This is a genomic window from Pseudomonas sp. MF5691 (assembly GCF_016405645.1).
Classification (GTDB): domain Bacteria; phylum Pseudomonadota; class Gammaproteobacteria; order Pseudomonadales; family Pseudomonadaceae; genus Aquipseudomonas; species Aquipseudomonas shahriarae.
Map to the genome: position 1 here is coordinate 75,510 of NZ_JAEKDC010000008.1, position 23,295 is coordinate 98,804.

Genomic DNA, 23,295 nt, shown 5'->3' on the forward strand with positions numbered 1-23,295 from the left:
GCTCAACGCAATTCAGTCTTTCCTCTTGCACCTGTAAAGGGTGCCACCCCGTCGCTGCGGCTTCGGGGGCGAATAACAATAAGGAAAACATCATGAATCGTGCACAAACCCTGCCTGCCCCTGCCGTTCGCTCGGCCTCGTTCCGTTTTGCCCAGTGGCGCATGCTGCTCGCGGCGATGTTTTGTTACCTGTTTTTCTACACTGGGCGCCAGACCTTCGGCTTCGCCATCCCGGGAATCCAGGCCGAGTTCGGCCTGAGCAAGGAGGTGCTGGGCTGGATCTCGGCCGTCATGCTCTGGTCCTATGCCATCGGCCAGGCGATCAACGGCAACCTGGCCGATAAGTTCGGCGGACGGCGCATTATGACCCTGGGCGCGTTGCTGTCCTGTGGCGCCAACTGGGTCACCAGTTTTGCCAGTGGTTTTGCCGGATTGATCCTGCCGTGGGGCATCAACGGTTACTTCCAGGCCCTGGGCTGGGCGCCGGGTAGTCGCTTGATCTCCAACTGGTGGAGCGCCAGCGAGCGCGGCCGGGTCTATGGCTTCTACGTGTTCGCCGCCGGCTGCGCGTCGGTGCTGTCCTATGTGACCTCCATCGTGGTGTTGGAGGTGCTGCAACTGGAATGGCGCTGGATCTTCCGCCTGCCGGTCCTGTTGATGTTGGCCGGGGGTATCCTGTTTTACCTGGTGGCCCGTGAGCGCCCGCAGGACCTGGGCTTCGAACCCCTGGCCGATACCGGCGTGGCCAACGCCGAGGACAAGGGCCATGAAGTGGCCCACGGCGAAGAGGAAACCTCGGCCCAGCGCTACAAGGCAGTGCTGAAAAACGCGCGCCTGATCATTGCCGCCGTGTCCCTGGGTTTCCAGAACGCTGCGCGCTACGGCCTGATCGTGTGGGTGCCGGTGCATTTCCTCGGCGCCAACTGGAAAAGCGGCGACAGCATGATCGATCCAAAGTGGATCACCGTCGCCCTGCCGGTGGGCATGGCCGTCGGCGCCCTGAGCAATGGCTGGGTGTCGGACAAGCTGTTCGGCTCCAAGCGCTACCTGGCGATCATGCTCTATATGTTCCTCGGCGCCGCGACCAGCCTGTGGATGTGGAGCCTGCCACCCCATAGCGCGATCGGCCTGGTGGCGCTGTTTCTCTGCGGGTTCTTTGTCTACGGCCCGGCGTCCAGCTTCTGGGCTTTGTGCCCGGACCTGGTGGGTGCCAAGCGCGCAGGCACGGCCACGGGTGTGATGAACTTCTCGTCTTATCTGTTCGCCGGCCTGGCAGAACCGCTGATCGGCAGTATGCTCGACAGTACCGGCAATACGTCGCTGATCTTCATCGTCGTCACCTCGGCCTGCCTGTGCAGCGCGGTGGTGGCCCTGTTTATCCGCCGTTGATGACCCGGCTCGGCTGATCCCTGGAACAGGATGCGTTATGTACCAGTACCACAAGTGGCTACGGTCCTTTCATGCGGTGGCGAAGACCGGCAGTTTCACCCTCGCCGCCGAGTACTTGAGCGTCGGCCAGCCGACTGTCAGCGAACAGGTCAACGGCCTGGAAAAGCAGTTCTCGGTGGAGTTGTTCCACCGCCGTGGGCGCTTTATCGAGATGAGCTCGGCCGGCCATGCGCTCTACGGGATCACCCAGGGCCTGTTCGGCCAGGAGGATGAGGCCATGCAACTGCTGCACAGCTTCAAGCAGCGCAAGACCGGGATGTTGCGCCTGGGCGCTGTTTCGCCGCCCATCGCCATGAACCTGACGTACGAGTTGATGCAGCGCCACCCGGATATCACGCTGGAGACCTCGTTTTCCCCGGAGAAGGAGACCCTCGACCGCCTGTTCAATTTTGATATCGACGTGGCAATCCTGGCCCTCTCGGAGTTTGACCAACGCTTCGATACGCAGCTGTACCGGCGTTATCCGATCATTGCGGTGGTGCGCGACGACCATCCCTGGGCTGCGCAGAAAGAGGTACACGTCGAGCAGATCAGCCAGGAGCGTTGGGTCATGCGCGAACGCAGCTCGCGCACCCGGCAACTGGTGGAAGAAAGCTGCAAGCGCCTGGGGGTGGACCTCAACTGCGTGATGCAGCTCAACAGCCGCGAAGCCATCGTGCATGCCATCGCCAAGGGTATCGGCATTGGCTTTGTATCGGCGGTGGAATACGCCGAAACGCCGGGTACCACACCGATCACCTTCGTCGACCACCCGTTTTCCATCGACTACCACCTGTGTTGCCTGGGCATCCGGCGCAACCGACCGATGATCGCCGAACTGTTCGAGGCCAGCCCCATACCGGCTACCTGATTCGCTTCACCCTTTTGCACTCAACCGGCTTACCTCGTGAATCGAGGGACGGCCTGCTCATACCCGAAAATGGAGATTGATCATGCATTACCAACAACCTTCTACCTTGCAAGCCGTGGTCCTGGACTGGGCCGGCACCGTCGTCGACTTCGGCTCGTTTGCGCCCACGCAGATTTTCGTCGAGGCCTTTGCCGAGTTCGGCGTCGCCGTGTCCCTGGAGGAAGCCCGCGGGCCGATGGGCATGGGCAAGTGGGATCACATCCGCACCCTGTGCAATCAGCCGCAGATTGCCGAGCGCTATCGTGCGGTGTTCAACCGCCAGCCGACCGACGCAGACGTCACCGCCCTGTACGAGCGTTTCATGCCGTTGCAGATCGAGAAAATCGCCCTGCACTCGGCAGTGATTCCCGGTGCGCTGGAGGCGATTGAAACCCTGCGCGCCAAGGGTTTGAAGATCGGCTCGTGCTCGGGCTACCCGGCGGTGGTGATGGCCAAGGTAGTCGAGTTGGCGCGGCAAAATGGCTATGTGGCCGATCATGTAGTGGCCACCGACGAAGTGCCCAACGGTCGCCCGCATCCGGCCCAGGCCCTGGCCAATGTGATCGCCCTGGGCATCAGCGATGTGGCGGCGTGCGTCAAGGTCGATGACACCTGGCCAGGAATCCTGGAAGGACGCAGTGCCGGCATGTGGACAGTCGCCCTGACCTGCTCGGGCAACGCACTGGGACGGACCTACGCGCAATACAAGGCGCTGCCGGCCGAAGAACTGGCGCAGGAACGCGAGCGTATTACACAGATGTTTGAAGGGTCACGGCCGCACTACCTGATCGACACCATCGTCGACCTGCCGGCAGTAATCGACGATATCAATGCGCGACTGGCACGCGGGGAAACACCTCAAGGCAGTTGAAATCGCTGCCAATCCTGCAGGAGCCGGTTTGCCGGCTCCTGCAATGGATTTGGGTGTATCGCGCTATTGCGCCTGAAAGGTCTCCAGATAGGTCAGCAGATTCTCGATCTTCTGCTGATCACTGATCCCCCAGAAAATCATGCGGGTGCCGCTCACCACTTTTTTCGGGTTCTCGATATAGGCCGCGAGGGTCTCCCGCGTCCACACCACGCCCGAATTTTTCATCGCGTCGGAATACTGATAGTCCGCCGTGGTGCCCGCCAGCCGCCCGATCACCCCGTTGAGCTGTGGCCCAAAGCCGCCACGGGCGTTCAACCCGACACTGTGGCAACCGCCACAGGTCTTGGCGAACAGCCGGCCGCCTGCCTCGGCATCGCCTGCTGCCACCGCCGACGTGTTGAAAAGCATGGCCGTGAGTAACAGGGTCAGTAAGGCAGCGGGTTTCATCAGGGGCTCCAGGTCACGGGCTTCAGGCGGTAGAGGCGGCAATTATGCCTGCGGTTTACTTGTCCTCGTCCACGTTATTGAAGCGTGCCCGGTTGATCTGCCAAGGCAGGGCTGGCTGTGAACGGATTTTTTTATGTTTGCCACGGCTGAAAAAGTGCGTTTGCAGTTCCAGGAAGTGCCGGTCGCGCCCTACCGACTCAAAGGTTACGACAAAGAAAACCAGCGGTGTGCTGGCCTTGGCCCAGAGCTTGGACGCCTTCTCGATGGCTTCGGGCAAATGGCTTTTGGTGCTGTAGGACACGAAGGTGGAGAACGCCGCCTGCTCATGGTTTTTAAACAGTTTGCTGATTTCATCCACTTTGTCGTTATGGGACTGGACCCACTCCCATTCGACGTTGGACAGGATGCTCTTGTCGGGATATTTCAGGACCGCATCGGTACGCCCGCCCTGTTCGAAATAGGCACGCGCGCCAAGCAATTTCGCGCACTCGCGCATCACCAGCCCCACATGAATCGTCCACCCGGCACGGTTGGTGACGGCATCCACCTCCACCGGAAAATCCTGGTACCACAGGCAATTGAACAGGGTGATGAAGTCGCGTTCGATCCGTTTCATTTTTACTTCCTTAGCGTCGACTGGACAAATGGCAAAGAGCCATCACTCTAAATCAACTGAAGGCAAATCGCTCCCGCTGTCTGGCAAAACATTTGGACACAGCCATTCAATTGCCATCACTCCCGCCCTCTGTTTGCATGCGCACTTTCCATCAGCGCGTCAGTTCAAGGAGAGATCAATGAGAACCATGGTGGTCGGTGCAAGCAAAGGTTTGGGCAGGGCATTTATGGAAGGCTTGGGCGGCGTGGGGGATACCTTGATCGGGGTCTCGCGTAGCCGTCCTACAGGCTTGGTATCCAGCAGCGGCGCCGAAGTGTCATGGGTGGAAGCCGACCTTGGCCAGCCGGCGCAAGCCGCACAGGTCATCGAGCAGGCGGTGGCACAGGACGGCCTGGATACGCTGATCTATAACCTGGGTATCTGGGAAGAACAGGCGTTCGATGAGGCCTACAGCTTCCTCAAGGATGAAGACACGCAGTTGGAAGCCATTGTCAGCTGCAACATCACCGCTCCCTTGCTGCTGATCAAGCGCCTGCTGCCCGTGCTGTTAAAAAGCCCCAACCCACGCATCATCTTTACCGGCTCCACCTCAGGCCTGCCACAGAGTGGGCGCCCGGAGGTGACGTTCGGCGCGTCGAAGTTCGCCTTGCGCGGCATGGCCGATGCCTTGCGTGAAGGTTATCGGCACCAGCGCCTGGGCGTGACCTGCCTGAACCTGGGCTACCTGAATACCGAGGATCCATTGAGCACCTCCCGCCTCGAGGCCGAGCAGCGTGGCGACGGGCAGTTGATCCCGGTACACGACGTGGTGCAAGTGGTGCGCATGGCCTTGAGCCTGTCATCGGCCAGCTTTGTCAAAGAGCTGACTTTGCCGGCCCTGCTGGACGAGCGCTTCTGACGGAACAGGCCGAATCTTCAGACAGCCAGATAAAGCGCCATCAGGCACAACGGCACCAACACCAGCCCCAGCAGCATCATGAACACCACACTCATGGCGTTGGTCCGGGGCGTGCCGACGTGGCTGACAAAGCCCATGCACAGCCGTCGCAACAGCTCCGCGCCTCGGGCGAATTGATAGACTACGCCGATAGTGAGTAGCGAGAGGGTTCCGGTCGCAGCGCAGTAAAACAGGATCGGCTCAGGCATGAAGTAACTGGAGATAAAGCCTTCGGAGGTGGCATAGATAAACGTCACGGGCTGAAACAGCGCGATCGAATACAGCACATTGCGCAACGGGTTGAACGCGATCGTCGGCCGCACTTCGTCAGCGGGCAACATGGCGTACAGCTCGTTCATGTCCGACCAGCGAAACCAGTAGACCGCCACACTGAACAACAGGTAGGCCAAGGCAATCGTCGCCGAAAAGCACCCCAGGAACTGCCACGAACCAAACCCGCGACGCGTTCCCACGTTGATGCTCCATTTGGTCAACTGGATGGTCACGCAGTCGATCACCATCGCCACCAGCAGCCCCTTGCCGTAGAAGTCCTTGATGGCTTGCAGCACATTCGGCGGCGGCGGCACATTGAACACGTGCTCGGGATTTTTAAACAGGTAGAGATCCAGCAGCCACACCACAAAAAACACCAGCGACACGAGCAAGGTGTACAGCGGGATACTGATCAGTTGGCGCCGGGCGAGGTACGTTTGCCCGAACACCCGTTGGAAGAGGTTGGCCCACAACTGGGCGATCCCGATAAAGCGGTCGCGGCCAAGGCTCATGCCGCCCAAGGTCTTGAGTATTTCCAGGCGGCTTTTCTGGGTGGTAAGCGCGACGGCGACCAATACCCCGGTACACCCGAACAACACGGTGGCAACGACGATCAACGCCCCAATCAGTTCTTTCACACTCGCATCCCTTGCTGTGAAGTTACGTGGCCCACATCCTGGCTTATCCCACCCGCGGCTCGCAAGCAGCGGCCGTTTTATCCACGCTGGCGACACGCCCAAGTGACCACCCATCGAATAAAAAATATTCAGTAGAACCTATCCCGTGGCCTGCCACTCCACCTTACTCAACCCAGATGGTGGAGTAAGGATCATGGCTCAGCCATCGATATTGGTACTGGAAGACGACGAGATAATTCGCTCGTTGATGGTGGATGTGCTGGAGGAGTTCGGCGCGGTGGTGACCTCGTTCCCATCGGCCGATGAAGGGATGATTTTTCTGGAGCGGACCAGTGATCCGGTAGACCTGATTGTCAGCGATATCCAGATGCCCGGCCTGCTCAACGGGTATGACCTGAGCAAGGTCGTGGCTCATCGCTGGCCGTCCTTGCCGGTGGTGCTGACCTCGGGCAATACGGTGATGGCGGCGCAACTGGGCAATACGGTGAAATTCCTGCCCAAGCCATGGAGCACCGAGCGCCTGCTTGACTGTGTGCAGTCGGCATTGGTGCAGGGTACCTCCCTGCACTGATAGCGTCACAACACGGCGGCAATCGAACTTCGCGATAAGGTGTGGGGTCTGTTTTTGAATATTGGGTTATTTTTCTGACAACAACGTCAGATTTTTTACCTGACTTTTCAGATACAGACGACGGGACAAACAGAATCGTTGCCCGCCCTTCACCCACGCGTCAGCCATGGTTTGCCCTGGCCGACCAGTCCGAGCTTACTGCATGCATCCACAGGCCCATGACGTCGCGGCGCCCTCCCTGCTTGAAGCCTTGCGCGCAGGCACAGCCCTGCTCCATGTGGCCCTGGAAAAACGCTTGCCATTCTTTTCCCCGCAGCTGGATGCCGACGGGTATCGGCGTTTGTTTGAGGCTTACTACGGTTTCTACCACCCGCTGGAATCACGACTGTACGACTGCGCCTTGATTCCTGTGGGATTCAACCAGGCGCTGCGGGTGAAAACTCCTACCCTACACAGTGACCTGATTGCCCTGGGCCTCACCAGCCAGGCGATTGCCGCCCTGCCCCTCTGCCCTCGCCTGCCACGCCTCGACACCCCGGCCGCCTGCCTGGGCGTGTTGTATGTGCTCGAAGGCGCGACCCTCGGCGGCCAGGTACTGCGCCGGGAGATGGCCCGGCGCCTGGCGCTGGACGCCAGCAATGGCGGCGCCTTTCTCGATATATACGGCACCGAGACTGGTCGGCGCTGGAAAGACTTTCTCGACTACTTGGGCCACGTCCCGCTGGACGACCTCGGCCGGCAGCAGGCGGAGGACGCGGCCTGCTCGACATTCAGCTGTTTTGAGCAATGGCTCGACAGCCAGGAGGTACTGCTATGAAACCCGAAGATTTTGAAGAACTGCTGGCCAACTGTGCCGACGAGCCGATCCGCTTCCCTGGCGCGATCCAGCCTCATGGCGCACTGCTGACCCTGCGCGAACCGGACCTGCAGATCGTGCAAGTCAGCGCCAACGTGGCCAGCCTGTTCAATCACCCGCCTGAGACCTTGCTTGGCCAGCCACTGGATACGCTGTTGGGCGCGGACAACGCGCGCACGGTGCAGCAGATCGCCAGTCAACTTAACTTTATCGACGCCCCGGCGCTGCATGTCACCCTCAACGGGAGCGAGTTCGAAGGCCTGCTGCACCGCCATCAAGGCGTGCTGGTGCTGGAGTTCGAGCCACGCTACGAGCACTTCCAGCCCAAGTCGGTGAACGGCCGCGCCAGCAACCTGGGCAAGATGTTGCAACGTTTGCAGTCGGCGAAAACCCTGCAAGCCTTGTACGAAATCAGCGTGAGCGAAATCCAGGCCATGACCGGCTATGACCGTGTGCTGATTTATCGCTTCGAAGAGGAAGGCCACGGCCAGGTCATCGCCGAAGCGTCCGCGCCGTCCATGGAACTGTTCAACGGCCTGTTCTTCCCGGCGTCCGACATCCCGGAACAGGCCCGCGAGTTGTACCGCACCAACTGGCTGCGAATCATCCCCAATGCCGACTACGAGCCGGTGCCGCTGCTACCCAAGCTGCACCCGGATACCGGGCAACCGCTGGATTTGAGCTTCGCGACCCTGCGCAGCGTGTCGCCGATCCACTGCCAGTACATGAAGAACATGGGCGTGCTGTCGTCCATGAGCATCTCGCTGATGAAAGGCGACAAATTGTGGGGGTTGATCAGTTGCGGCAACCGCGAGCCGCTGCACGTGCCCAACGACCTGCGCACCACCTGCCAGACCATCGGCCAGGTGCTGTCGTTGCAGATCAGCGCCATGGAGGCCCTGGATATCAGCCGCCAGCGTGAAGAAAAAGTCGAGGCCCTGAACACACTCAACCAGGCAATGAGCGCGTCAGCGGACACGGTGTTCGACGGCCTGGCCCAATGCCCGCAGGTGTTGATGGACCTGGTCCTGGCCGGTGGCGTGGCGATCATTGAAGGCCAGCAACTGCATCGCTATGGCAACTGCCCGGATCCGGCGCAGATCCGCGCCTTACACAAATGGCTGCAGGACACCGGGCAACCGGTGTTTGCCAGCCACCACCTGTCAGCGGTCTACCCGCCCGCAGCCGACTATCAGCCAGTGGCCAGTGGCGTCCTGGCCATGAGCCTGCCCAAGCCGGTGGACAACGGCGTGCTGTGGTTCCGCCCGGAAGTCAAAGAGAACATCCAGTGGAGCGGCGACCCGCAGAAACCGCTGGCCCTGGAAAAATCCGACGCGGGCCTGCGCCTTCGCCCACGCACCTCGTTTGAAATCTGGAAGGTGGAAATGGCTGGCATCTCCACCAAGTGGAGCTCTGGCGACCGTTTCGCCGCCAACGACCTGCGCCGTTCGGCCCTGGAAAACGACCTGGCCCGCCAGGTCCTGCGCGAGCAACAAGCGGTGCGCGCCCGGGATGAACTGGTGGCGGTGGTGTCCCATGACCTGCGCAACCCGATGACCGTGATTTCAATGCTGTGCGGCATGATGCAAAAGGCGTTCAGCTCTGATGGCGCCCACACCTCGCGGCGAATTTCCTCGGCCATCGACACCATGCAGCAGGCCGCCGCGCGCATGAATGTGTTGCTGGAGGATTTGCTAGACACCTCAAAGATCGAGGCGGGCCGCTATACCGTCAAGCCGGTGCCCCTGGACGTCAGCCAGATCCTCGAAGAAGCCTATGCGCTGCTGGCGCCCCTGGCCCAGGAAAAGGGGGTTGACCTGTCGTTCAACGCCGAACCCGGCCTGCAGATCAACGCCGACCCGGAGCGTTTGTTCCAGGTACTGTCGAACCTGATCGGCAACGCCATCAAGTTCACCCCGCGCCAGGGCAAGATCGGGATTTCGGCGATGAGCAATGGCGAGGAGATTGTGTTTGCGGTGCGCGACTCCGGCGAAGGCATTGCCCCTGACCAACTGCCCCACGTGTTTGATCGCTACTGGACCCTGACCGAAAACAACCCCACGGGCAGCGGCCTTGGGCTGTACATCACCCAGGGCATCGTCAAGGCCCACGGCGGGCGGATCGAAGCCGAAAGCGAGCTGGGGCGTGGCAGTGAATTCCGCTTTACCGTCCCCAAGGTCACGCAGCCCCCATGCTGACCGCGCGGCCCACTGTGCCTACCTCTGTGGCGAGCGGGCTTGCCCGCGCTGGGCTGCGCAGCGGCCCCCTTCAGACCTCTACGGTGTGTCAGGCATACCATAGCGCCCGGTTTTGGGGCTGCTGCGCAGCCCAGCGCGGGCAAGCCCGCTCGCCACAACCACATCACAAAACTCAGAGCCAGACCGCATCCCATAATGGGTAGTCACCGATATGCTCCACCAGCCCTGCCCTCAGCGGATTGGCAATAATATAGCGAGCGATTTTCCGGTGGTCCTCTTCAGCCCTCACCGCACGGTCATGATAACCACGCTGCCAAAACGGCCCCGTGGTACCGCGAGCACGGTTTATCGTCAGCGTGCTCCGGGACTTGGTCCGCCCCATGACTTGCGCCAACCCCATCTCTTGCAGCTCAAACAGCCAATGAAGGTGATCCGGCATAATGACCCAGGCCAGCGAGTTGACCTGGCCTGAGTCATGGGTACGCTTAAGCTCGGCCACCAACAATCGGCCCAGGCGCAGATCACGGAACAATGGCCGTCGCCCATACACGACGGCGGTTATCAGATAGGATCGGCCTGGCTCCGAGTACCGGCCACGGCGTAACAAATGAGAGTCTGGCTGACGAAGCATTCCTTTGCGCCTTTGAACAATAAGTACATGTCGAGGCTAGCAGCGGATATCAGCCAATGACCGTAAGATTGGTGAACACATGTATCCGCTTGCCACAGTGAGCCTGCTTTGACAAAACACCGACATCCACTGCGTTAACCTACCCAGTCCAATCCCGCACAGAGCCGTGTTTTCATGCTGCAACCCGACACATTGCCCGCCGTCCTCGCCGGCCCCTTATTGCGTCGCCTGGAGCCGGGCCGCCTGGTGTTGTGGCTGGTGGGCAGTCGCGCGCTGGCATTGACCTTGCGGCTGCAGTTCTGTCAGGACGAAGGCGAACAGTCCCTGGATATCGACCTCGACGCCACACGCTGCCAGGTCATTGCCGTGGGCCGCGCGGCGTTTATCCACCTGATTGATGTGTCGCTGGCCACGCCGCTGCCCCAGGACGTGCCCATCCGTTATGACCTGCTGATCGAGGGTGGCGCCGGCATCGCCCAATGGGCCCCGCATCTGTTGTACCCAGGCGCCCAGGCCCCGGACTTCATCCTGCACAGCCGTATCCGCCAGTTGCTGCACGGCTCTTGCCGCAAACCCCACCATTACGCCGACGAGGGCCTGCTCTGCGCTGATCGCCTGTTGGCCGCCGACCGCAGCCTGGCCCAGCGCCCGGCGTTGTTGATGATGAGTGGCGACCAGGTGTACGCCGACGATGTGGCCGGGCCAATGCTGCGCGCCATCCATGGGCTGATTGCGCGCCTGGGCCTGTTCGATGAGCACCTCGATGGCGCCGTGGTGGACGACAGTGCCAAGCTCTACGACCACCCTGCCAGCTATTACCATCGCGCCGATCTGTTGCCGGCCCTGGAGAGCAACGAGACCCTGCGCGAACGCTTTTTTGGCGGGGTGAAAAAGCCGATCTTCACCAGCAGCACCGCCGACAACCACCTGGTGACTTTCGCCGAAGTCATGGCCATGTACCTGTTGGTCTGGTCGCCCACCCCCTGGACCCTGATCGCCACACAGCCGCCCACTCGGCTCACTGCCGAAGAACGGGCGCGCTACGCCCGCGAACAGGTGCCTGTGGATAAGTTTCGCGACGGTCTGGGCGGTGTGGCCCGGGTGTTCGCCCATGTGCCGTGCCTGATGATTTTCGATGATCACGACATCACCGATGACTGGAACCTCAGCGCCCAGTGGGAACAGACCGCCTATGGCCACCCGTTCTCCAAACGCATCATCGGCAACGCCCTGCTCGCCTATATGCTCTGCCAGGGCTGGGGCAACAACCCCGATGCCTTCGCCGCGCTTGTGGAAAAAACCCTGGCCCTGAGCACGACGGCCCAGCAGCACGACAACCATTTACCCGCGCCCGCCCAGGACCAATTGCTCGAAGAACTCCTGCAGTTTCAACAGTGGCATTACGTGCTGCCCACCACCCCGGCGCTGGTGGTCATCGATACCCGTACGCGGCGCTGGCGCAGTGAATTCACCCTCAAGCAACCGTCCGGCCTGCTGGACTGGGAAGCCTTGAGTGAGCTGCAACAAGAACTGCTCGACCACCCTTCGGCAATCATCGTGTCGCCCGCGCCAATCTTCGGCGTCAAGCTGATCGAGACGGTACAGAAAGTCTTCAGTTGGTGCGGTTACCCACTGTTGGTCGATGCCGAAAACTGGATGGCCCACCGTGGCGCCGCGCAGGTGATCCTGAATATCTTCCGCCACTCGCGCACCCCAGGTAACTACGTGATTCTGTCGGGGGATGTGCACTACTCGTTCGTCTACCAGGTGCTGATCCGCCATCGCAACGGCGGGCCGAATATCTGGCAGATCACCAGCAGCGGCATCAAGAACCAATTCCCGCCGCGCCTGCTGGAATGGTTCGACCGCCTTAACCGCTGGCTCTACTCACCACGCTCGCCCCTGAACTGGCTGACCCGGCGCCGGCGCATGCAAGTGGTGCCGTATATCCCGGAACATGCCGAAGCGGGAGAGCGTCTGTGGAACAGTGCCGGCATCGGCCAGGTGTTTTTCAATGAGCAAGGGCAGCCGGAGGCGATTTACCAGCACAACGCCAACGGCTCGGCTCCTACCCGCATGGTGGAACCGCTCTAGCTTGGCCATCAACAATAATGGCGTTTAGCCACAATTTTACCCAGGCAAACCTCGCTGTACAGTACGCCCAGCCACGGAGTATCGGCGTTAACACCTGACTGGCCACAATGAGCCAGCATCCTCGCAGGGAGCGCGCAGATGGGCGATACATCCGATTTGGATCCGTTGAACAGTGAGCTTTTCGACGTCAACGCCGACCTGGTCCATGCCATCATGGAACTGGTCAGCGATGGAATCTGGGACTGGAACGCCAACACCGGGTTTGTCTATCGCAACCCCGGCTGGTACGAAATGCTGGGCTACGATCACCATTCCCTGGAAAACACCGTCTTCACCTGGGAAAGCGTGATCCACCCCGACGATTACCCCCATGTGATGAAAGTCTTCGATGACTACATCAATAGCCGCACCCCTCACTATCAAGCCGAGTACCGCTGTCGAAAAAAAGACGGCACCTGGCTGTGGATCGAAGACCGTGGCTACATCATTGCCCGCAATGCCGATGGCTCGGTGTCGCGCATGGTCGGCGCCCACCGCAGCATTCATGAGCGCAAACGCTCCCTGGAACAGCTTGAGCGGCGCAACCAATCCCTTGAAGCGCTGGTGGCTGAACGCACCCGCGAACTGTCGCGGGTCAACCAGCAACTGCAGTTACAGCTCGAGGAAAACCGCTCCCTGGCCGAGCGCGATACCTTGACCCGCATCGCCAACCGCTATCGCCTGGAAAAAGCCCTGCTCGAAGAGTGTGCGCGCGCTCAGCGGTTTCGTCTGCCGCTGGCGGTGATTGCCATGGATGTCGATGACTTCAAGTTGATCAACGACCAGCATGGACACGCCGTGGGCGATGCCACCCTGCTGCGGGTAGTCGAATGCCTGGAGCATTGCGTGCGCCAGGGCGACCTGCTGGCACGTTGGGGCGGCGACGAGTTTATGCTGATTATGCCCAAGAGCACCGTGGAAACCGCCCGGATACTGGCCGAGCGCATTCGCCGGGCGGTGCTCGACCTGCCTCCCGTGGGCGATTTCAACGTGACCCTGAGCCTGGGGGTGGTACAGCGCCTCGATGGCGAATCACCCGCCGACCTGATGGCCCGGGCGGACCAGGCGCTGTACCGGTCCAAGGCCGCGGGCAAGGACCGGGTTTCGCAATAACCGTTAGCGCACCGGCGGCGCGTACTGGATGCCGCCGTTGTTCCACAGCGCATTGAGGCCGCGCGGGATCTTCAGCACGCTGCCCTGGCCGATGTTGCGCTCGAACACCTCGCCATAGTTGCCTACTTGCTTGACGATCTGCACCACCCAGTCCTTGCGCAGCTTCAAATCCTTGCCGTACTCCCCGTCGGCCCCCAACAGGCGGGCGATGTCGGGGTTCTTGGTGGTCTTGGCCTGTTCCTCGACGTTCTTCGAGGTGATGCCCATTTCCTCGGCATTGAGCATGGCAAACAGCGTCCACTTGACGATGCTGAACCAGTCGTCATCACCCTTGCGCACCAGCGGGCCCAGGGGTTCCTTGGAGATCACTTCCGGCAGCACGATAAACTCATCCGGGTGCGCCATCTTGATCCGCTGGGCGTACAGGCCCGACTGGTCGGTGGTCAGCACGTCGCAACGGCCGGCTTCCAGGCCCTTGGCACTTTCATCGGCGGTGTCGAAGGTGATCGGGGTGTATTTCATGCCATTGGCACGGAAGTAATCCGAGACGTTCAACTCGGTGGTGGTGCCGGCCTGGATACAGATGGTCGCGCCATCCAGCTCCTTGGCGTGGGCCACTCCCAGCTTGGTATTCACCAGAAACCCGATACCGTCGTAATAGGTCACGCCGGTAAACACCAGGCCCATTCCGGAATCCCGTGAGCTGGTCCAGGTGGTATTGCGCGAGATCACGTCGATTTCCCCGGATTGCAACGCGGTGAAGCGCTCCTTGGCGGTCAGTTGGGTGAATTTGACCTTCGAAGCATCGCCAAACACGGCGGCGGCAACGGCATGGCACACATCAACGTCGATGCCGGTCATCTTGCCCTGGGCGTCCGGCACGCCGAAGCCTGGCAAGCCGTCGCTGACCCCACATTGGATAAAGCCCTTTTTCTGGATCGCGTCCAGGGTCGCGCCTGCGTGAGCGGTGCCGGCCAGGCCCAGGACAGTGGCGGCGGTGAGTGCTGCCAGGGTGGATTTCAGATGCTGCATGCAAGGCTCTCCGTGTTGGATTTTATTATTTGGCGCCGCAAACCCGGGCCAGTTTATTTATAGTGTTGCCGGTCAGTATCAACGGCTTTACACCTGGGTCACAAATGACGTTTAGGCAAAGGCTCCTTCCTGTTTGGAATGAACTCCCATGATCTCAAAACGCTTGACCCCTTCGATGACTGCCCTGCAATGCTTCGAAGCCGCTGCCCGGCACCTGAGCTTCACCCGTGCCGCCGAAGAACTGCACCTGACCCAAAGTGCGGTGAGCAAGCAAGTGGCGCAACTGGAGGAAATGCTCTGCCACAAGCTCTTCGAGCGCGTGCGCCAGCGTCTGTACCTGTCGCCGGCGGGCTCGCTGTACCTGGCAGAAGTGCACAAGATCCTGACCCAGGTGGATATCTCCAGTCGCTATATCCTCACCTACGGTGGTGAAACCGAGGTGCTGCGCATCGCCACCCAACCGACCTTCGGCGACCGCTGGCTGGTGCCCAAGCTCAAGGACTTTGCCGCCCGTCATCCGAATATCCACCTGGATGTGCGCAACGAGCTCGAACCCTTCGACGTGCTGCAGGCCAAGGCCGATATCGCGTTCTTCTTCGGCCAGGGGTCATGGCCGGGGGCCACCTGCATTGAGCTGTTTCGCGAAGCGGTAGTGCCGGTGTGCGCACCGGGGTTTGTCGCCCAGGGCAGCGACGCTTCATCGCAACACACCTTGCTGCAATGCACCTCCCGGCCCGAGGCCTGGCACGAGTGGTTCCTGGAACAGGGCCTGCATTCACAGAACAGCTACCACGGGCCGCGCTTCGACACGTTCTACATGTGCATACGCGCGGCGCAATCGGGTTACGGCGTGGCACTGGTGCCGCACTACCTGGTGGCTGACGAATTGGCCCAGGGCAGCCTGGTGGTGCCATGGGACTATGCGATGCCCAGCAGTGGCGCGCACTTTATCGCCCATGCCGAGCATGCCGGGGAGATTCCCAAGGTGAAGGCGTTTTTGCAGTGGATGGTGGAGTACACCCACTCTCACTGTGGGGGCGGGCTTGCCTGCGATGGTGGTGTATCAGTCAACTGATGGGCTGCCTGATGCTCCCCCATCGCGGCATAGGTATCTACACACTCTCTTCTGGGTATGTGTACATATCCGTTGCTTCGGTAACGGCGGCTATTGGTTCCGCTCTTACAGCGGGTCACTTTTGGAAAAGAGCCCCAAAAGTAACCAAAAGGGCTCTTGCCCCACCACTCGGCACCTCGCCTAGGCTCGGTGTGCCCGTCATCCGACATTGATTTGGGGGGCCGCCGCGATGGGCCATCCCTGGCCCAGCGCGGCTAACCCGGCGTCCTGCCGGGTTACCCCCCAAATCAATATCGGATGACGGCCAGCGTGGTTTAACGGGGCGCCTAAGATCAAAATCACAAGCAAAGCGAGGCGGCCTTAGAGCCGACCTGATCGTCGAAGCGTGCGCGTACCCCTGTGGGAGCTGGCTTGCCTGCGATGACGGTGTCTCAGTCGATAAATGTATTGGCTGATACACCGCCATCGCAGCGATGCGGCGACCCGACAAGCCAGCTCCCACAGGGGGGGAATGCAGCTTCGCGCCCCGGCTTTGCTGTTGCTGTTGCTCTGCTTTTGATCTGGCTTTTGATCTTGATCTCAGGCGCCCCGTTAAACCACGATGGCCGCAGGCAGGTATTGCGCAGTGGGCACCCCGGCATGGATGCCGGGGTAGCCGCGACACGGCCAGGGATGGCCGATCGCGGCGGGCCCACGGAGCAATGCCTGGCTGCGGGCATGCCGAGCCTAGGCGAGGCACCGAGTGGTGGGGCAAGAGCGCTTTGCTTACTTTGGCGCTCTTCCAAAGTGAGCCGCCGTAAGGGCGGAACCCTAAGTGGCCGTGACCGCAGCAACGGATATGTACACATCCCCAACAACCAAATCAACCAACCCATCTGCTGACTGATACACCACCATCGCGGGCAAGCCCACTCCCACCGCAAAGCCATTGCCACATCCCGATTTTTGCGAATGACCCGGCGACTTTATTTCGTTTGCCGGGCCACCGCGCTCGCGGCTTAGATAGGCGCAAACCGCCCCTTTGCGAGCCCGTGATCCATGAGCCACGAAACCATCAGCCAGTCGATTTCCATCGTCCATCCCATCTGCCTGAGCCACGGGCGCAACGCCGAAGTCTGGGACACCGAGGGCAAGCGCTATATCGACTTTGTCGGCGGCATTGGCGTGCTCAACCTCGGCCATTGCCACCCGACTGTGGTCGAGGCGATTCGCGAGCAGGCTACCCGGCTCACCCATTACGCCTTCAATGCCGCGCCGCACGCGCCCTATATCCAGTTGATGGAGCGCCTCAGCGCCTTTATCCCGGTGGCTTACCCGGTCAGCGGCATGCTGACCAACAGCGGCGCCGAAGCCGCCGAGAACGCGCTGAAGATCGTCCGTGGCGCCACCGGCCGCACCGCCGTGATTGCTTTTGACGGCGGCTTCCACGGGCGCACCCTGGCCACCCTCAACCTCAACGGCAAGGTGGCGCCCTACAAGCAAAAAGTCGGCGTGCTACCCGGCCCGGTTTTTCACCTGCCCTACCCCAGCGCAGACAATGGCGTGACCACAGACGATGCACTCAAAGCCATGGAGCGCCTGTTCAGCGTCGAAATCGACATCGCCGACGTGGCCTGTTTCATCCTCGAACCGGTGCAGGGCGAAGCCGGTTTCCTGGCCCTCGACATTCCCTTCGCCAGAGCCCTGCGGCGCCTGTGCGATGAACACGGCATTCTGTTGATCGCCGACGAAATCCAATCCGGCTTTGGCCGCACTGGCCAGCGTTTCGCCTTCTCACGCCTGGGCATCGAACCCGACCTGATCCTGCTGGGCAAAAGCATCGCCGGCGGCGTGCCCCTGGGCGCCGTGGTCGGACGCAAGGCCTTGCTGGACAACCTGCCCAAAGGCGGCCTGGGCGGCACCTATTCCGGCAACCCGATCGCCTGCGCGGCCGCCCTGGCCACCCTGAATGTGATGAGCGACGAACACCTGCAAGCCTGGGGCGAACAACAGGAAGCCGCGATCTGCGGGCGCCATGCCGCCTGGCAGGCGAAAAAAATCTCGCCCTACCTCGGCCGCCTGACCGGCGTCGGCGCCATGCGCGGTATCGAGTTGGTCAACCCCGACGGCAGCCCAGCCAGCGCCCAACTCCAACAACTGCTGAACCTGGCCCGCGACGCAGGATTGCTGCTGATGCCCAGCGGCAAGGCCCGGCATATCATCCGCTTACTGGCCCCGCTGACCATCGAGCCGGCGGTGTTGGAGGAAGGCTTGGATATTCTGGAGAAATGCCTGGCACAGCTCGACGCGCCGGCATGTCGCAGATGACCCAGCAGGCTCTGGAGCGAGGCGCTGCGGCTGTCACCCTCGGTCTGTCTGTGCTGCAGGTACTGGGTTTGGAACCGGACATAGCCCATATCGCCGCCAAAGGCATCGATTGGCTACGGATGCTGATTGCTCCAGGCAGAACATTGGGCGGCGCACGTCCAATGCGACGGCCACCTGCGGATCGCCAATGGCCGACATTGGCCAACGCCCTGGGTATACGGATGAGCCGGGAATTCAGGCTGGCGCTGTAGGAGCCGACAAGTCGGCCCCTACAGGGTTGAGGTCAGTAACGCGCGTCCACCGGCTTACCACCGTTCGGCCAGTCCTTCACCTTGTCCGGGAAGTCCGGGCGTGGCTTTTGCGAGAAGTAGGCGGCAACGTCTACCGCTTCCTGGTCCGACAAGCCGCCCTGGCCCAACGGGAATTTCTCGTGGAAGCCGATCGGCATATTGCGTTTGACGAACGCGGCCGCTGTGTAGGTGCGGGCCATGCCAGCGCCGATGTTGAAGGACTGGTCGCCCCACAACGGTGGGTACACCAGGCTGCCGTCGGCACGGGCCAGGCCCTCGCCGTCGCTGCCGTGGCACACCGCGCATTGCTTGGCGTAGACCTGCTCGCCATTGGCCAGGTCGGGCTTGATGGCCGGGTCGATCTTGCCGACACCACGGCCAGGGACTTTATCCTCGGGCTTGGTGTTGTTTTTCATCCAGTCGAAGTACGCCACCATCGCCTGCATATCCGCCGATTGAGGCGGTATTGGCTTGCCGTTCATCGAGCGGCGGAAGCAGCCGTTGATGCGCTCCTCCAGGCTCACCACCTTGCCGGCACGTGGGGCGTAGCTGGGGAAGAAGGCCGACACGCCCACAAACGGCGAGCCATCTGCCACGGTGCCAGCGTTGAGATGGCAACTGGTGCAGTTCAGCGCGTTGCCGACATTGTCTGGCAGCAGTTCCTTGGTTTGCAGGTGCAGGCGCATGCCGCGGACCACTTGATCGGCATTGGATGCTGCCAGCAGGTTGGCCAGGCGCGGCGTCTCGAACGCCGAGGAGTCGGTGCTCACCGGGTTGAGTTGGTCACGCATTTTCTTCACCTGGGCGGTGCTGATCGGCGTGCCTTCGTTGCCCCAGCGTGTGCGCACAAAGGTGAGGATTTCCGCCACTTCGTTGTTCGCAAGCCTGGCAAAGCCCGGCATGGTGTAGACCCGTGGATGGGCGGCGGTCTCGGCGGTTTCCCAACCGGTCAGGGTGATGTGCAGCAACGAGGTCGGGTTGCTGGCAACCACGCCGGTGTTGCCGGCCAATGCCGGGAACAGGCCCTTCACGCCCGCGCCATCGCTGCGGTGGCAATCGCTGCAGAACTGCATATAGCCCAGGCCGCCACGGCTGGTGAACAAGTCCTTGGGCAGTTCGGCCGGGCCTTTGGCGACGGCCGGCATCGGCAGGTCATCCTTGCCCGGTGGCAGGGATTTGAGATAGGTCGCAATGGCCGTCAGGTCAGCATCCGTGAAGTGCTGGGTGCTGTGCCGGATCACGTCCACCATGTTGCCCGATACCGTGGCAAAGCGGTTCTGCCCGGTCTTGAGCAGTTGCACGGTGTCTTGCACCGTCCATAGGTTGCGCAGGCTCAAGGCGCGCCAATGCTCGACGGTTTCCCCGCCCAGGTAATGCTCGCCGCTGCTGCCGGCGTCGCTCATGGCTTTTTCCTGGAAGGCGATACCGCGCGGGGTGTGGCACGAGCCACAGTGGCCGAGGCCCTGGACCAGATAGGCGCCCCGGTTGAGCACGGCATCCCGGGCCGGGTCGGGCTGGAACGGTTGCTTGTCGAGGAACATGAAATTCCACAACGCCAGGCCCCAGCGCTGGTTGAACGGGAAGCCCATGTCGGCTTCGAGGTTGGCCTGTTTCACCGGCTCGACGGCGTGCATCAGGTAGGCGAACAAGGCACGCATGTCCTCTTCGCTCATCTTCGCGTAGGACGGATACGGCATCGCCGGGTACAGGTTCATACCCGCCGGCGTCACGCCTTCACGCATCACACGGTCGAACTGTTCGAAGGTATAGGCACCAATCCCGGTCTCGCGGTCCGGGGTAATGTTGCTGGAGTAGATGATGCCCATGGGCGTGCTCAGCTCCAGGCCACCCGCCATCTCGGGGCCTTGCTTGGCGGTGTGGCAGGCGATGCAGTCACCCAGTTGGGCAACGTATTTGCCCTGGGCAATCAGTTCGGTATCGGGTTTGGCGGGTTCGTTGGCGTGCAGGGGAAGCGCAAGACACAGCGTCGCCCCCATCCAGGCCAAACGTGACAGAGAAAGGGCCATCGCATTATTCCTTTAATAACCTGGCCGGGGGGTTGGCCCCTGGGTACAGGTTTGTCTGCGTTTTTATGAGGTCATCAGGCGGACAACCGGGGCTTTGTAAGCCCCGGTTTGTTGTAGCGGATTTTCGAGGGGAGCCCGTTGATATGGATCAGGCCGAGGGCGGTTCAGGCGTTTTGCAGGTAGTGCGCGGCGTCGAGCTCGATCATCACCGGTTGACGGCTGTCGACCAGGGTTTGCAACAACCCGTGCAAGGCCTGTGGCGTGTCGGCCGTGTGATAGGCGACGTGGCAGCTGCGGGCCATCGCGGCAAAGTCCGGGGTCAGGATATCCACCCCCAGCGGCGCGATTTCCCGGGCCTGCATATAGTCCCGGATCTCGCCGTAGCACTGGTTGTTCCACACCACCAGGATCACACCGATGCCGGCCTCGCGGGCCGCGATCAGTTCGTTGCTGGCAAACTGCAGGCCGCCATCGCCGACCAGTGCCACCACTGGCCGTTCGGGCTTGGCCAGCTTGGCACCAATGGCCGCTGGCAATCCGTAGCCGAGGGTGCCGTAGCCGGTGCCGGCGTTGAACCAACTGTTGGCCGCCGGCGCTTGGTAGCCCACCGCGCCCTGGTACACCGGCTGGGTCGAGTCGCCGACGATCAGCGGGTCGACCAGGCTGTCGCGCAACAGGTCCAGCAAGCCTTGCAGCCCCTGTTGCTTGGCGTTCCAGCTCTCGCGTTCCAAACGGTTGACGCGCTGCACGCTGTCCTGTGCCCAACGCCCGCTCGGCGCTGGCGGGCTGACCGCAGCCAGTAACGCCTGCAAGCCTTCGCGGGCATCGCCCAGCAGCCCGACATGGGCGCGTTGCACGCCCATGACTTGCATCGGGTCGATATCCAGGCGGATCAGCGGTGCCTTGAATTTCAGTGGGCCAAGGCCGAAGAAGTCGTAGTCGGTTTCTCCCAATTCAGTGCCCACGGCGAGGATCACATCGGCCTCGTCAAACAACGAGCGGCCATGCCTGGACGACTGCACACCATCCAGCAACAGCGGGTGCCCCATGGGCAGCAGGCCACGGGCATTGGTGGTCAGGGCCACCGGCGCTTGCAGGCGTTCGGCCAGTTGCTGCAACACCTCAGCGCAATCACGGGCACCGCCGCCGGCGAGGATCAGCGGCCGCCGCGCTTCATTGAGCAGGCTCAGCGCCGCCCGCAGCGAGGCCGGCGCCGGAGCCGGGGCGCCGGGCAGGCTGCGAGGCATCAGGTTGAGGTCGATGGCCGGCATCTCCAGCACATCCAGGGGGATTTCCAGATGCACCGGGCGCGGGCGCGCGCACTTGAACACCGCGAAGGCGCGGGCCAGCAGTTCCGGCAATTGCTCCGGTGATTGCAGGGTATGGCTGAAGGCACACACACCGGCGACCATCGCCCGCTGGTCCGGCAGCTCGTGCAGATGCCCGTGGCCCAGGCGCAGATGTTCGCGGCGGTTGGTGGTGGAAATCACCAGCATCGGCACCGAGTCGGCATAGGCCTGGCCCATGGCGGTCAGAATATTGGTCATGCCGGGGCCGGTAATGATGAAACACACGCCCGGCTTGCCACTGGCGCGGGCGTAGCCGTCGGCCATAAACCCGGCGCCCTGCTCATGGCGCGGGCTGACATGCCGCAGACGGCTGCCATGCAGGCCGCGATAGAGCTCGACGGTGTGCACACCGGGGATGCCGAACACGGTATCTACCCCATAACCTTCCAGCAGGCGAACCAGGGACTGGGCACAGGTGGTCATTGCTCATTTCCTTCTTATTGTTCTGTGTCGATTGGTCGGACCTTAGGGGGCGCCCCGAGGGCGGACAAGCAAAAAATTTGCCGGCCATTGGCAAAAAAAATTCACGGATTGCCGCGCACTACAGCCCACCGCCCAGCTGCGACTTCACCCACTCGCCAAACGCCTGCACCACCGGGCGCTCGACTTTCTGGTGATCGGCCACCAGGTAATAGCCACGGTTGGATTCGATCTCGGTCTCGAACGGACGCACCAGCAAGCCCCTGGCCAGGGCCTCGCCGCTGATCAGGTTGTCGCCCATGGCGATGCCCTGGCCGGCGATGCACGCCGACTGCACAAAGTGCGCATCGGCAAACACGATGCCACGCTGCACATCCACATTCGGCGCCCCGGCGGCGGCCAGCCATACGCGCCAGTCGGAGTAGTCGATCATATGCAGCAGCGGTGCGCCCGCCAGGTGTTCCGGGTTCTTCAGGCCGCCCATGGTGTTGACCAGGCGCGGGCTGCACACCGGGAAATAACGCAGCGAGACGATCTTCTGCACATGCTGGTTAGGCCAGTCGCCCATGCCGTAGGCGATAAACAGGTCGGCGCCGTGGTCGCTGGTGTCGTCCGGGGTGCGCGGTGATATCAGGTGCAGTTCGACCTGTGGATAAAGTGCCTGGAAGTCGGCGATATGGGTGCACAGCCAATAGGTAGCAAACCCCGCCGGGCTGCTGATACACAGGCGCCCGCTGACCTGCTGGCCATCGAAACGCTGCCCGGCTTCAAGGATATTGGCCAGCAGCCCATGGATATCCCGGGCATAGCGCTCGCCCTGCCAGGTGATGCGGATATTGCGCCCGGTGCGCTCGGTCAGGGCAAACCCCAGGGTCTGTTCCAGGCTCTTGATCTGGTGGCTGATGGCACTGGGGGTGAGGTTCAGCTCGGCGGCTGCCTCGGACACGCTGCCCAGCCGAGCCACCGCGTCCAGCGCCCGCAAGGCGGTCATGGAGGGGTAACGCATGGATGTTCACCTGCTCGAAGATACCCGCACAATAGCCGGAATCAGCCGTCAGACATAGCCACTGGCGAGCGGGACAGTTGAATTAAATTTCAATATCGAGCGAAAAATGCTCGATTGACCTCATGTGGCCAGTGGCTATTCTCGATCCTCATCACTGCATGCCTGTGC

Annotated in this window: 20 protein-coding genes; 12 read left to right on the top strand and 8 right to left on the bottom strand. The window is 61.6% G+C overall.

Translation table 11 applies throughout. From position 1 onward, the window contains the following. Nucleotides 1–92 precede the first annotated feature (92 nt). The 3 genes from JFT44_RS13690 (at nt 93) to phnX (ending at nt 3,208) form a co-directional block, all read left to right on the top strand. Nucleotides 93–1,388, top strand: a complete 1,296-nt coding sequence (locus tag JFT44_RS13690) for an MFS transporter (protein ID WP_198792267.1) — start codon at nt 93–95, stop codon at nt 1,386–1,388. Nucleotides 1,389–1,425: 37 nt separating this feature from the next. Continuing rightward, nucleotides 1,426–2,298: a LysR substrate-binding domain-containing protein gene (locus JFT44_RS13695; protein ID WP_057437906.1), complete on the top strand. Its 873-nt coding sequence runs from the start codon at nt 1,426–1,428 to the stop codon at nt 2,296–2,298. An 82-nt stretch (nt 2,299–2,380) separates the two neighbouring features. Continuing rightward, a complete protein-coding gene (gene phnX, locus JFT44_RS13700) occupies nt 2,381–3,208 on the top strand; it encodes a phosphonoacetaldehyde hydrolase (protein ID WP_057960578.1) in 828 nt (275 codons plus the stop codon). 63 nt (nt 3,209–3,271) lie between these two features. Here the strand turns inward: phnX and JFT44_RS13705 are convergent, their stop codons facing one another. Beyond that, nucleotides 3,272–3,655: a cytochrome c family protein gene (locus JFT44_RS13705; RefSeq protein ID WP_057437904.1), complete on the bottom strand. Its 384-nt coding sequence runs from the start codon at nt 3,653–3,655 to the stop codon at nt 3,272–3,274. A gap of 55 nt (nt 3,656–3,710) precedes the next feature. Beyond that, complete coding sequence (locus JFT44_RS13710; RefSeq protein ID WP_081044300.1) at nt 3,711–4,271, bottom strand: hypothetical protein; 561 nt, start codon at nt 4,269–4,271, stop codon at nt 3,711–3,713. 178 nt (nt 4,272–4,449) lie between these two features. Here JFT44_RS13710 and JFT44_RS13715 point away from each other — a divergent pair, with 178 nt between their 5' ends. Beyond that, nucleotides 4,450–5,169: an SDR family oxidoreductase gene (locus tag JFT44_RS13715; RefSeq protein ID WP_170045509.1), complete on the top strand. Its 720-nt coding sequence runs from the start codon at nt 4,450–4,452 to the stop codon at nt 5,167–5,169. Nucleotides 5,170–5,186: 17 nt separating this feature from the next. Here the strand turns inward: JFT44_RS13715 and JFT44_RS13720 are convergent, their stop codons facing one another. Beyond that, nucleotides 5,187–6,119 carry a hypothetical protein gene (locus tag JFT44_RS13720; protein WP_057960580.1) on the bottom strand — a complete coding sequence of 311 codons (933 nt, stop codon included), beginning with the start codon at nt 6,117–6,119 and terminating at the stop codon, nt 5,187–5,189. A gap of 193 nt (nt 6,120–6,312) precedes the next feature. On the opposite strand from JFT44_RS13720, the gene JFT44_RS13725 reads away from it, so the two are divergent. The 3 genes from JFT44_RS13725 (at nt 6,313) to JFT44_RS13735 (ending at nt 9,744) form a co-directional block, all read left to right on the top strand. Next, nucleotides 6,313–6,690: a response regulator gene (locus tag JFT44_RS13725; protein ID WP_057444523.1), complete on the top strand. Its 378-nt coding sequence runs from the start codon at nt 6,313–6,315 to the stop codon at nt 6,688–6,690. 202 nt (nt 6,691–6,892) lie between these two features. Further along, nucleotides 6,893–7,507, top strand: coding sequence for a biliverdin-producing heme oxygenase (locus JFT44_RS13730; protein ID WP_057437896.1), 615 nt, complete (start codon nt 6,893–6,895; stop codon nt 7,505–7,507). After that, nucleotides 7,504–9,744 (top strand): ATP-binding protein, encoded by a 2,241-nt coding sequence (locus JFT44_RS13735; protein WP_198830806.1) that lies wholly within the window; start codon nt 7,504–7,506, stop codon nt 9,742–9,744. The genes JFT44_RS13730 and JFT44_RS13735 overlap by 4 nt, the downstream gene beginning before the upstream one ends. Nucleotides 9,745–9,916: 172 nt before the next feature. On the opposite strand, the gene JFT44_RS13740 is transcribed toward JFT44_RS13735, so the two are convergent. Further along, complete coding sequence (locus tag JFT44_RS13740; RefSeq protein WP_057960582.1) at nt 9,917–10,375, bottom strand: transposase; 459 nt, start codon at nt 10,373–10,375, stop codon at nt 9,917–9,919. 174 nt (nt 10,376–10,549) lie between these two features. Between JFT44_RS13740 and JFT44_RS13745 the strand changes: the two genes are divergently transcribed. Both JFT44_RS13745 and JFT44_RS13750 read left to right on the top strand, forming a co-directional pair. Beyond that, the gene (locus JFT44_RS13745) at nt 10,550–12,469 is read left to right on the top strand and encodes an alkaline phosphatase D family protein (RefSeq protein ID WP_198830807.1); all 1,920 of its coding nucleotides are present in this window, start codon (nt 10,550–10,552) and stop codon (nt 12,467–12,469) included. A 138-nt stretch (nt 12,470–12,607) separates the two neighbouring features. Next, nucleotides 12,608–13,621 (top strand): GGDEF domain-containing protein, encoded by a 1,014-nt coding sequence (locus JFT44_RS13750; protein WP_169960768.1) that lies wholly within the window; start codon nt 12,608–12,610, stop codon nt 13,619–13,621. 3 nt (nt 13,622–13,624) lie between these two features. On the opposite strand, the gene JFT44_RS13755 is transcribed toward JFT44_RS13750, so the two are convergent. Further along, nucleotides 13,625–14,653: an amino acid ABC transporter substrate-binding protein gene (locus JFT44_RS13755; protein ID WP_057437889.1), complete on the bottom strand. Its 1,029-nt coding sequence runs from the start codon at nt 14,651–14,653 to the stop codon at nt 13,625–13,627. A gap of 148 nt (nt 14,654–14,801) precedes the next feature. On the opposite strand from JFT44_RS13755, the gene JFT44_RS13760 reads away from it, so the two are divergent. From JFT44_RS13760 to JFT44_RS13770, 3 genes are all read left to right on the top strand, one after another. Then, nucleotides 14,802–15,728 carry a LysR substrate-binding domain-containing protein gene (locus tag JFT44_RS13760; protein ID WP_128593804.1) on the top strand — a complete coding sequence of 309 codons (927 nt, stop codon included), beginning with the start codon at nt 14,802–14,804 and terminating at the stop codon, nt 15,726–15,728. A gap of 1,038 nt (nt 15,729–16,766) precedes the next feature. Continuing rightward, the gene (locus JFT44_RS13765; protein WP_198830808.1) at nt 16,767–18,035 is read left to right on the top strand and encodes an aspartate aminotransferase family protein; all 1,269 of its coding nucleotides are present in this window, start codon (nt 16,767–16,769) and stop codon (nt 18,033–18,035) included. Then, complete coding sequence (locus JFT44_RS13770; protein WP_198830809.1) at nt 18,023–18,286, top strand: hypothetical protein; 264 nt, start codon at nt 18,023–18,025, stop codon at nt 18,284–18,286. Before JFT44_RS13765 ends, JFT44_RS13770 begins: the two co-directional genes overlap by 13 nt. 32 nt (nt 18,287–18,318) lie before the next feature. Here JFT44_RS13770 and JFT44_RS13775 read toward each other — a convergent pair whose 3' ends face one another. The 3 genes from JFT44_RS13775 to JFT44_RS13785 form a co-directional block, all read right to left on the bottom strand. Then, the gene (locus JFT44_RS13775) at nt 18,319–20,352 is read right to left on the bottom strand and encodes a c-type cytochrome (RefSeq protein ID WP_120731713.1); all 2,034 of its coding nucleotides are present in this window, start codon (nt 20,350–20,352) and stop codon (nt 18,319–18,321) included. A 164-nt stretch (nt 20,353–20,516) separates the two neighbouring features. Next, nucleotides 20,517–22,124, bottom strand: coding sequence for a 5-guanidino-2-oxopentanoate decarboxylase (locus JFT44_RS13780; protein WP_170044835.1), 1,608 nt, complete (start codon nt 22,122–22,124; stop codon nt 20,517–20,519). Nucleotides 22,125–22,242: 118 nt separating this feature from the next. Then, nucleotides 22,243–23,127 (bottom strand): LysR substrate-binding domain-containing protein, encoded by an 885-nt coding sequence (locus tag JFT44_RS13785; RefSeq protein ID WP_057960590.1) that lies wholly within the window; start codon nt 23,125–23,127, stop codon nt 22,243–22,245. Nucleotides 23,128–23,295 lie beyond the last annotated feature (168 nt).

Coding starts and splice junctions, on each gene's coding strand:
- JFT44_RS13760 (WP_128593804.1), top strand. CDS start 14,802: ATGATCTCAAAACGCTTGACCCCTTCGATGACTGCCCTGCAATGCTTC.
- JFT44_RS13715 (WP_170045509.1), top strand. CDS start 4,450: ATGAGAACCATGGTGGTCGGTGCAAGCAAAGGTTTGGGCAGGGCATTT.
- JFT44_RS13780 (WP_170044835.1), bottom strand. CDS start 22,124: ATGACCACCTGTGCCCAGTCCCTGGTTCGCCTGCTGGAAGGTTATGGG.
- JFT44_RS13785 (WP_057960590.1), bottom strand. CDS start 23,127: ATGCGTTACCCCTCCATGACCGCCTTGCGGGCGCTGGACGCGGTGGCT.
- JFT44_RS13755 (WP_057437889.1), bottom strand. CDS start 14,653: ATGCAGCATCTGAAATCCACCCTGGCAGCACTCACCGCCGCCACTGTC.
- JFT44_RS13735 (WP_198830806.1), top strand. CDS start 7,504: ATGAAACCCGAAGATTTTGAAGAACTGCTGGCCAACTGTGCCGACGAG.
- JFT44_RS13695 (WP_057437906.1), top strand. CDS start 1,426: ATGTACCAGTACCACAAGTGGCTACGGTCCTTTCATGCGGTGGCGAAG.
- JFT44_RS13765 (WP_198830808.1), top strand. CDS start 16,767: ATGAGCCACGAAACCATCAGCCAGTCGATTTCCATCGTCCATCCCATC.
- JFT44_RS13710 (WP_081044300.1), bottom strand. CDS start 4,271: ATGAAACGGATCGAACGCGACTTCATCACCCTGTTCAATTGCCTGTGG.
- phnX (WP_057960578.1), top strand. CDS start 2,381: ATGCATTACCAACAACCTTCTACCTTGCAAGCCGTGGTCCTGGACTGG.
- JFT44_RS13740 (WP_057960582.1), bottom strand. CDS start 10,375: ATGCTTCGTCAGCCAGACTCTCATTTGTTACGCCGTGGCCGGTACTCG.
- JFT44_RS13775 (WP_120731713.1), bottom strand. CDS start 20,352: ATGGCCCTTTCTCTGTCACGTTTGGCCTGGATGGGGGCGACGCTGTGT.
- JFT44_RS13730 (WP_057437896.1), top strand. CDS start 6,893: ATGCATCCACAGGCCCATGACGTCGCGGCGCCCTCCCTGCTTGAAGCC.
- JFT44_RS13725 (WP_057444523.1), top strand. CDS start 6,313: ATGGCTCAGCCATCGATATTGGTACTGGAAGACGACGAGATAATTCGC.
- JFT44_RS13705 (WP_057437904.1), bottom strand. CDS start 3,655: ATGAAACCCGCTGCCTTACTGACCCTGTTACTCACGGCCATGCTTTTC.
- JFT44_RS13745 (WP_198830807.1), top strand. CDS start 10,550: ATGCTGCAACCCGACACATTGCCCGCCGTCCTCGCCGGCCCCTTATTG.
- JFT44_RS13750 (WP_169960768.1), top strand. CDS start 12,608: ATGGGCGATACATCCGATTTGGATCCGTTGAACAGTGAGCTTTTCGAC.
- JFT44_RS13770 (WP_198830809.1), top strand. CDS start 18,023: ATGTCGCAGATGACCCAGCAGGCTCTGGAGCGAGGCGCTGCGGCTGTC.
- JFT44_RS13690 (WP_198792267.1), top strand. CDS start 93: ATGAATCGTGCACAAACCCTGCCTGCCCCTGCCGTTCGCTCGGCCTCG.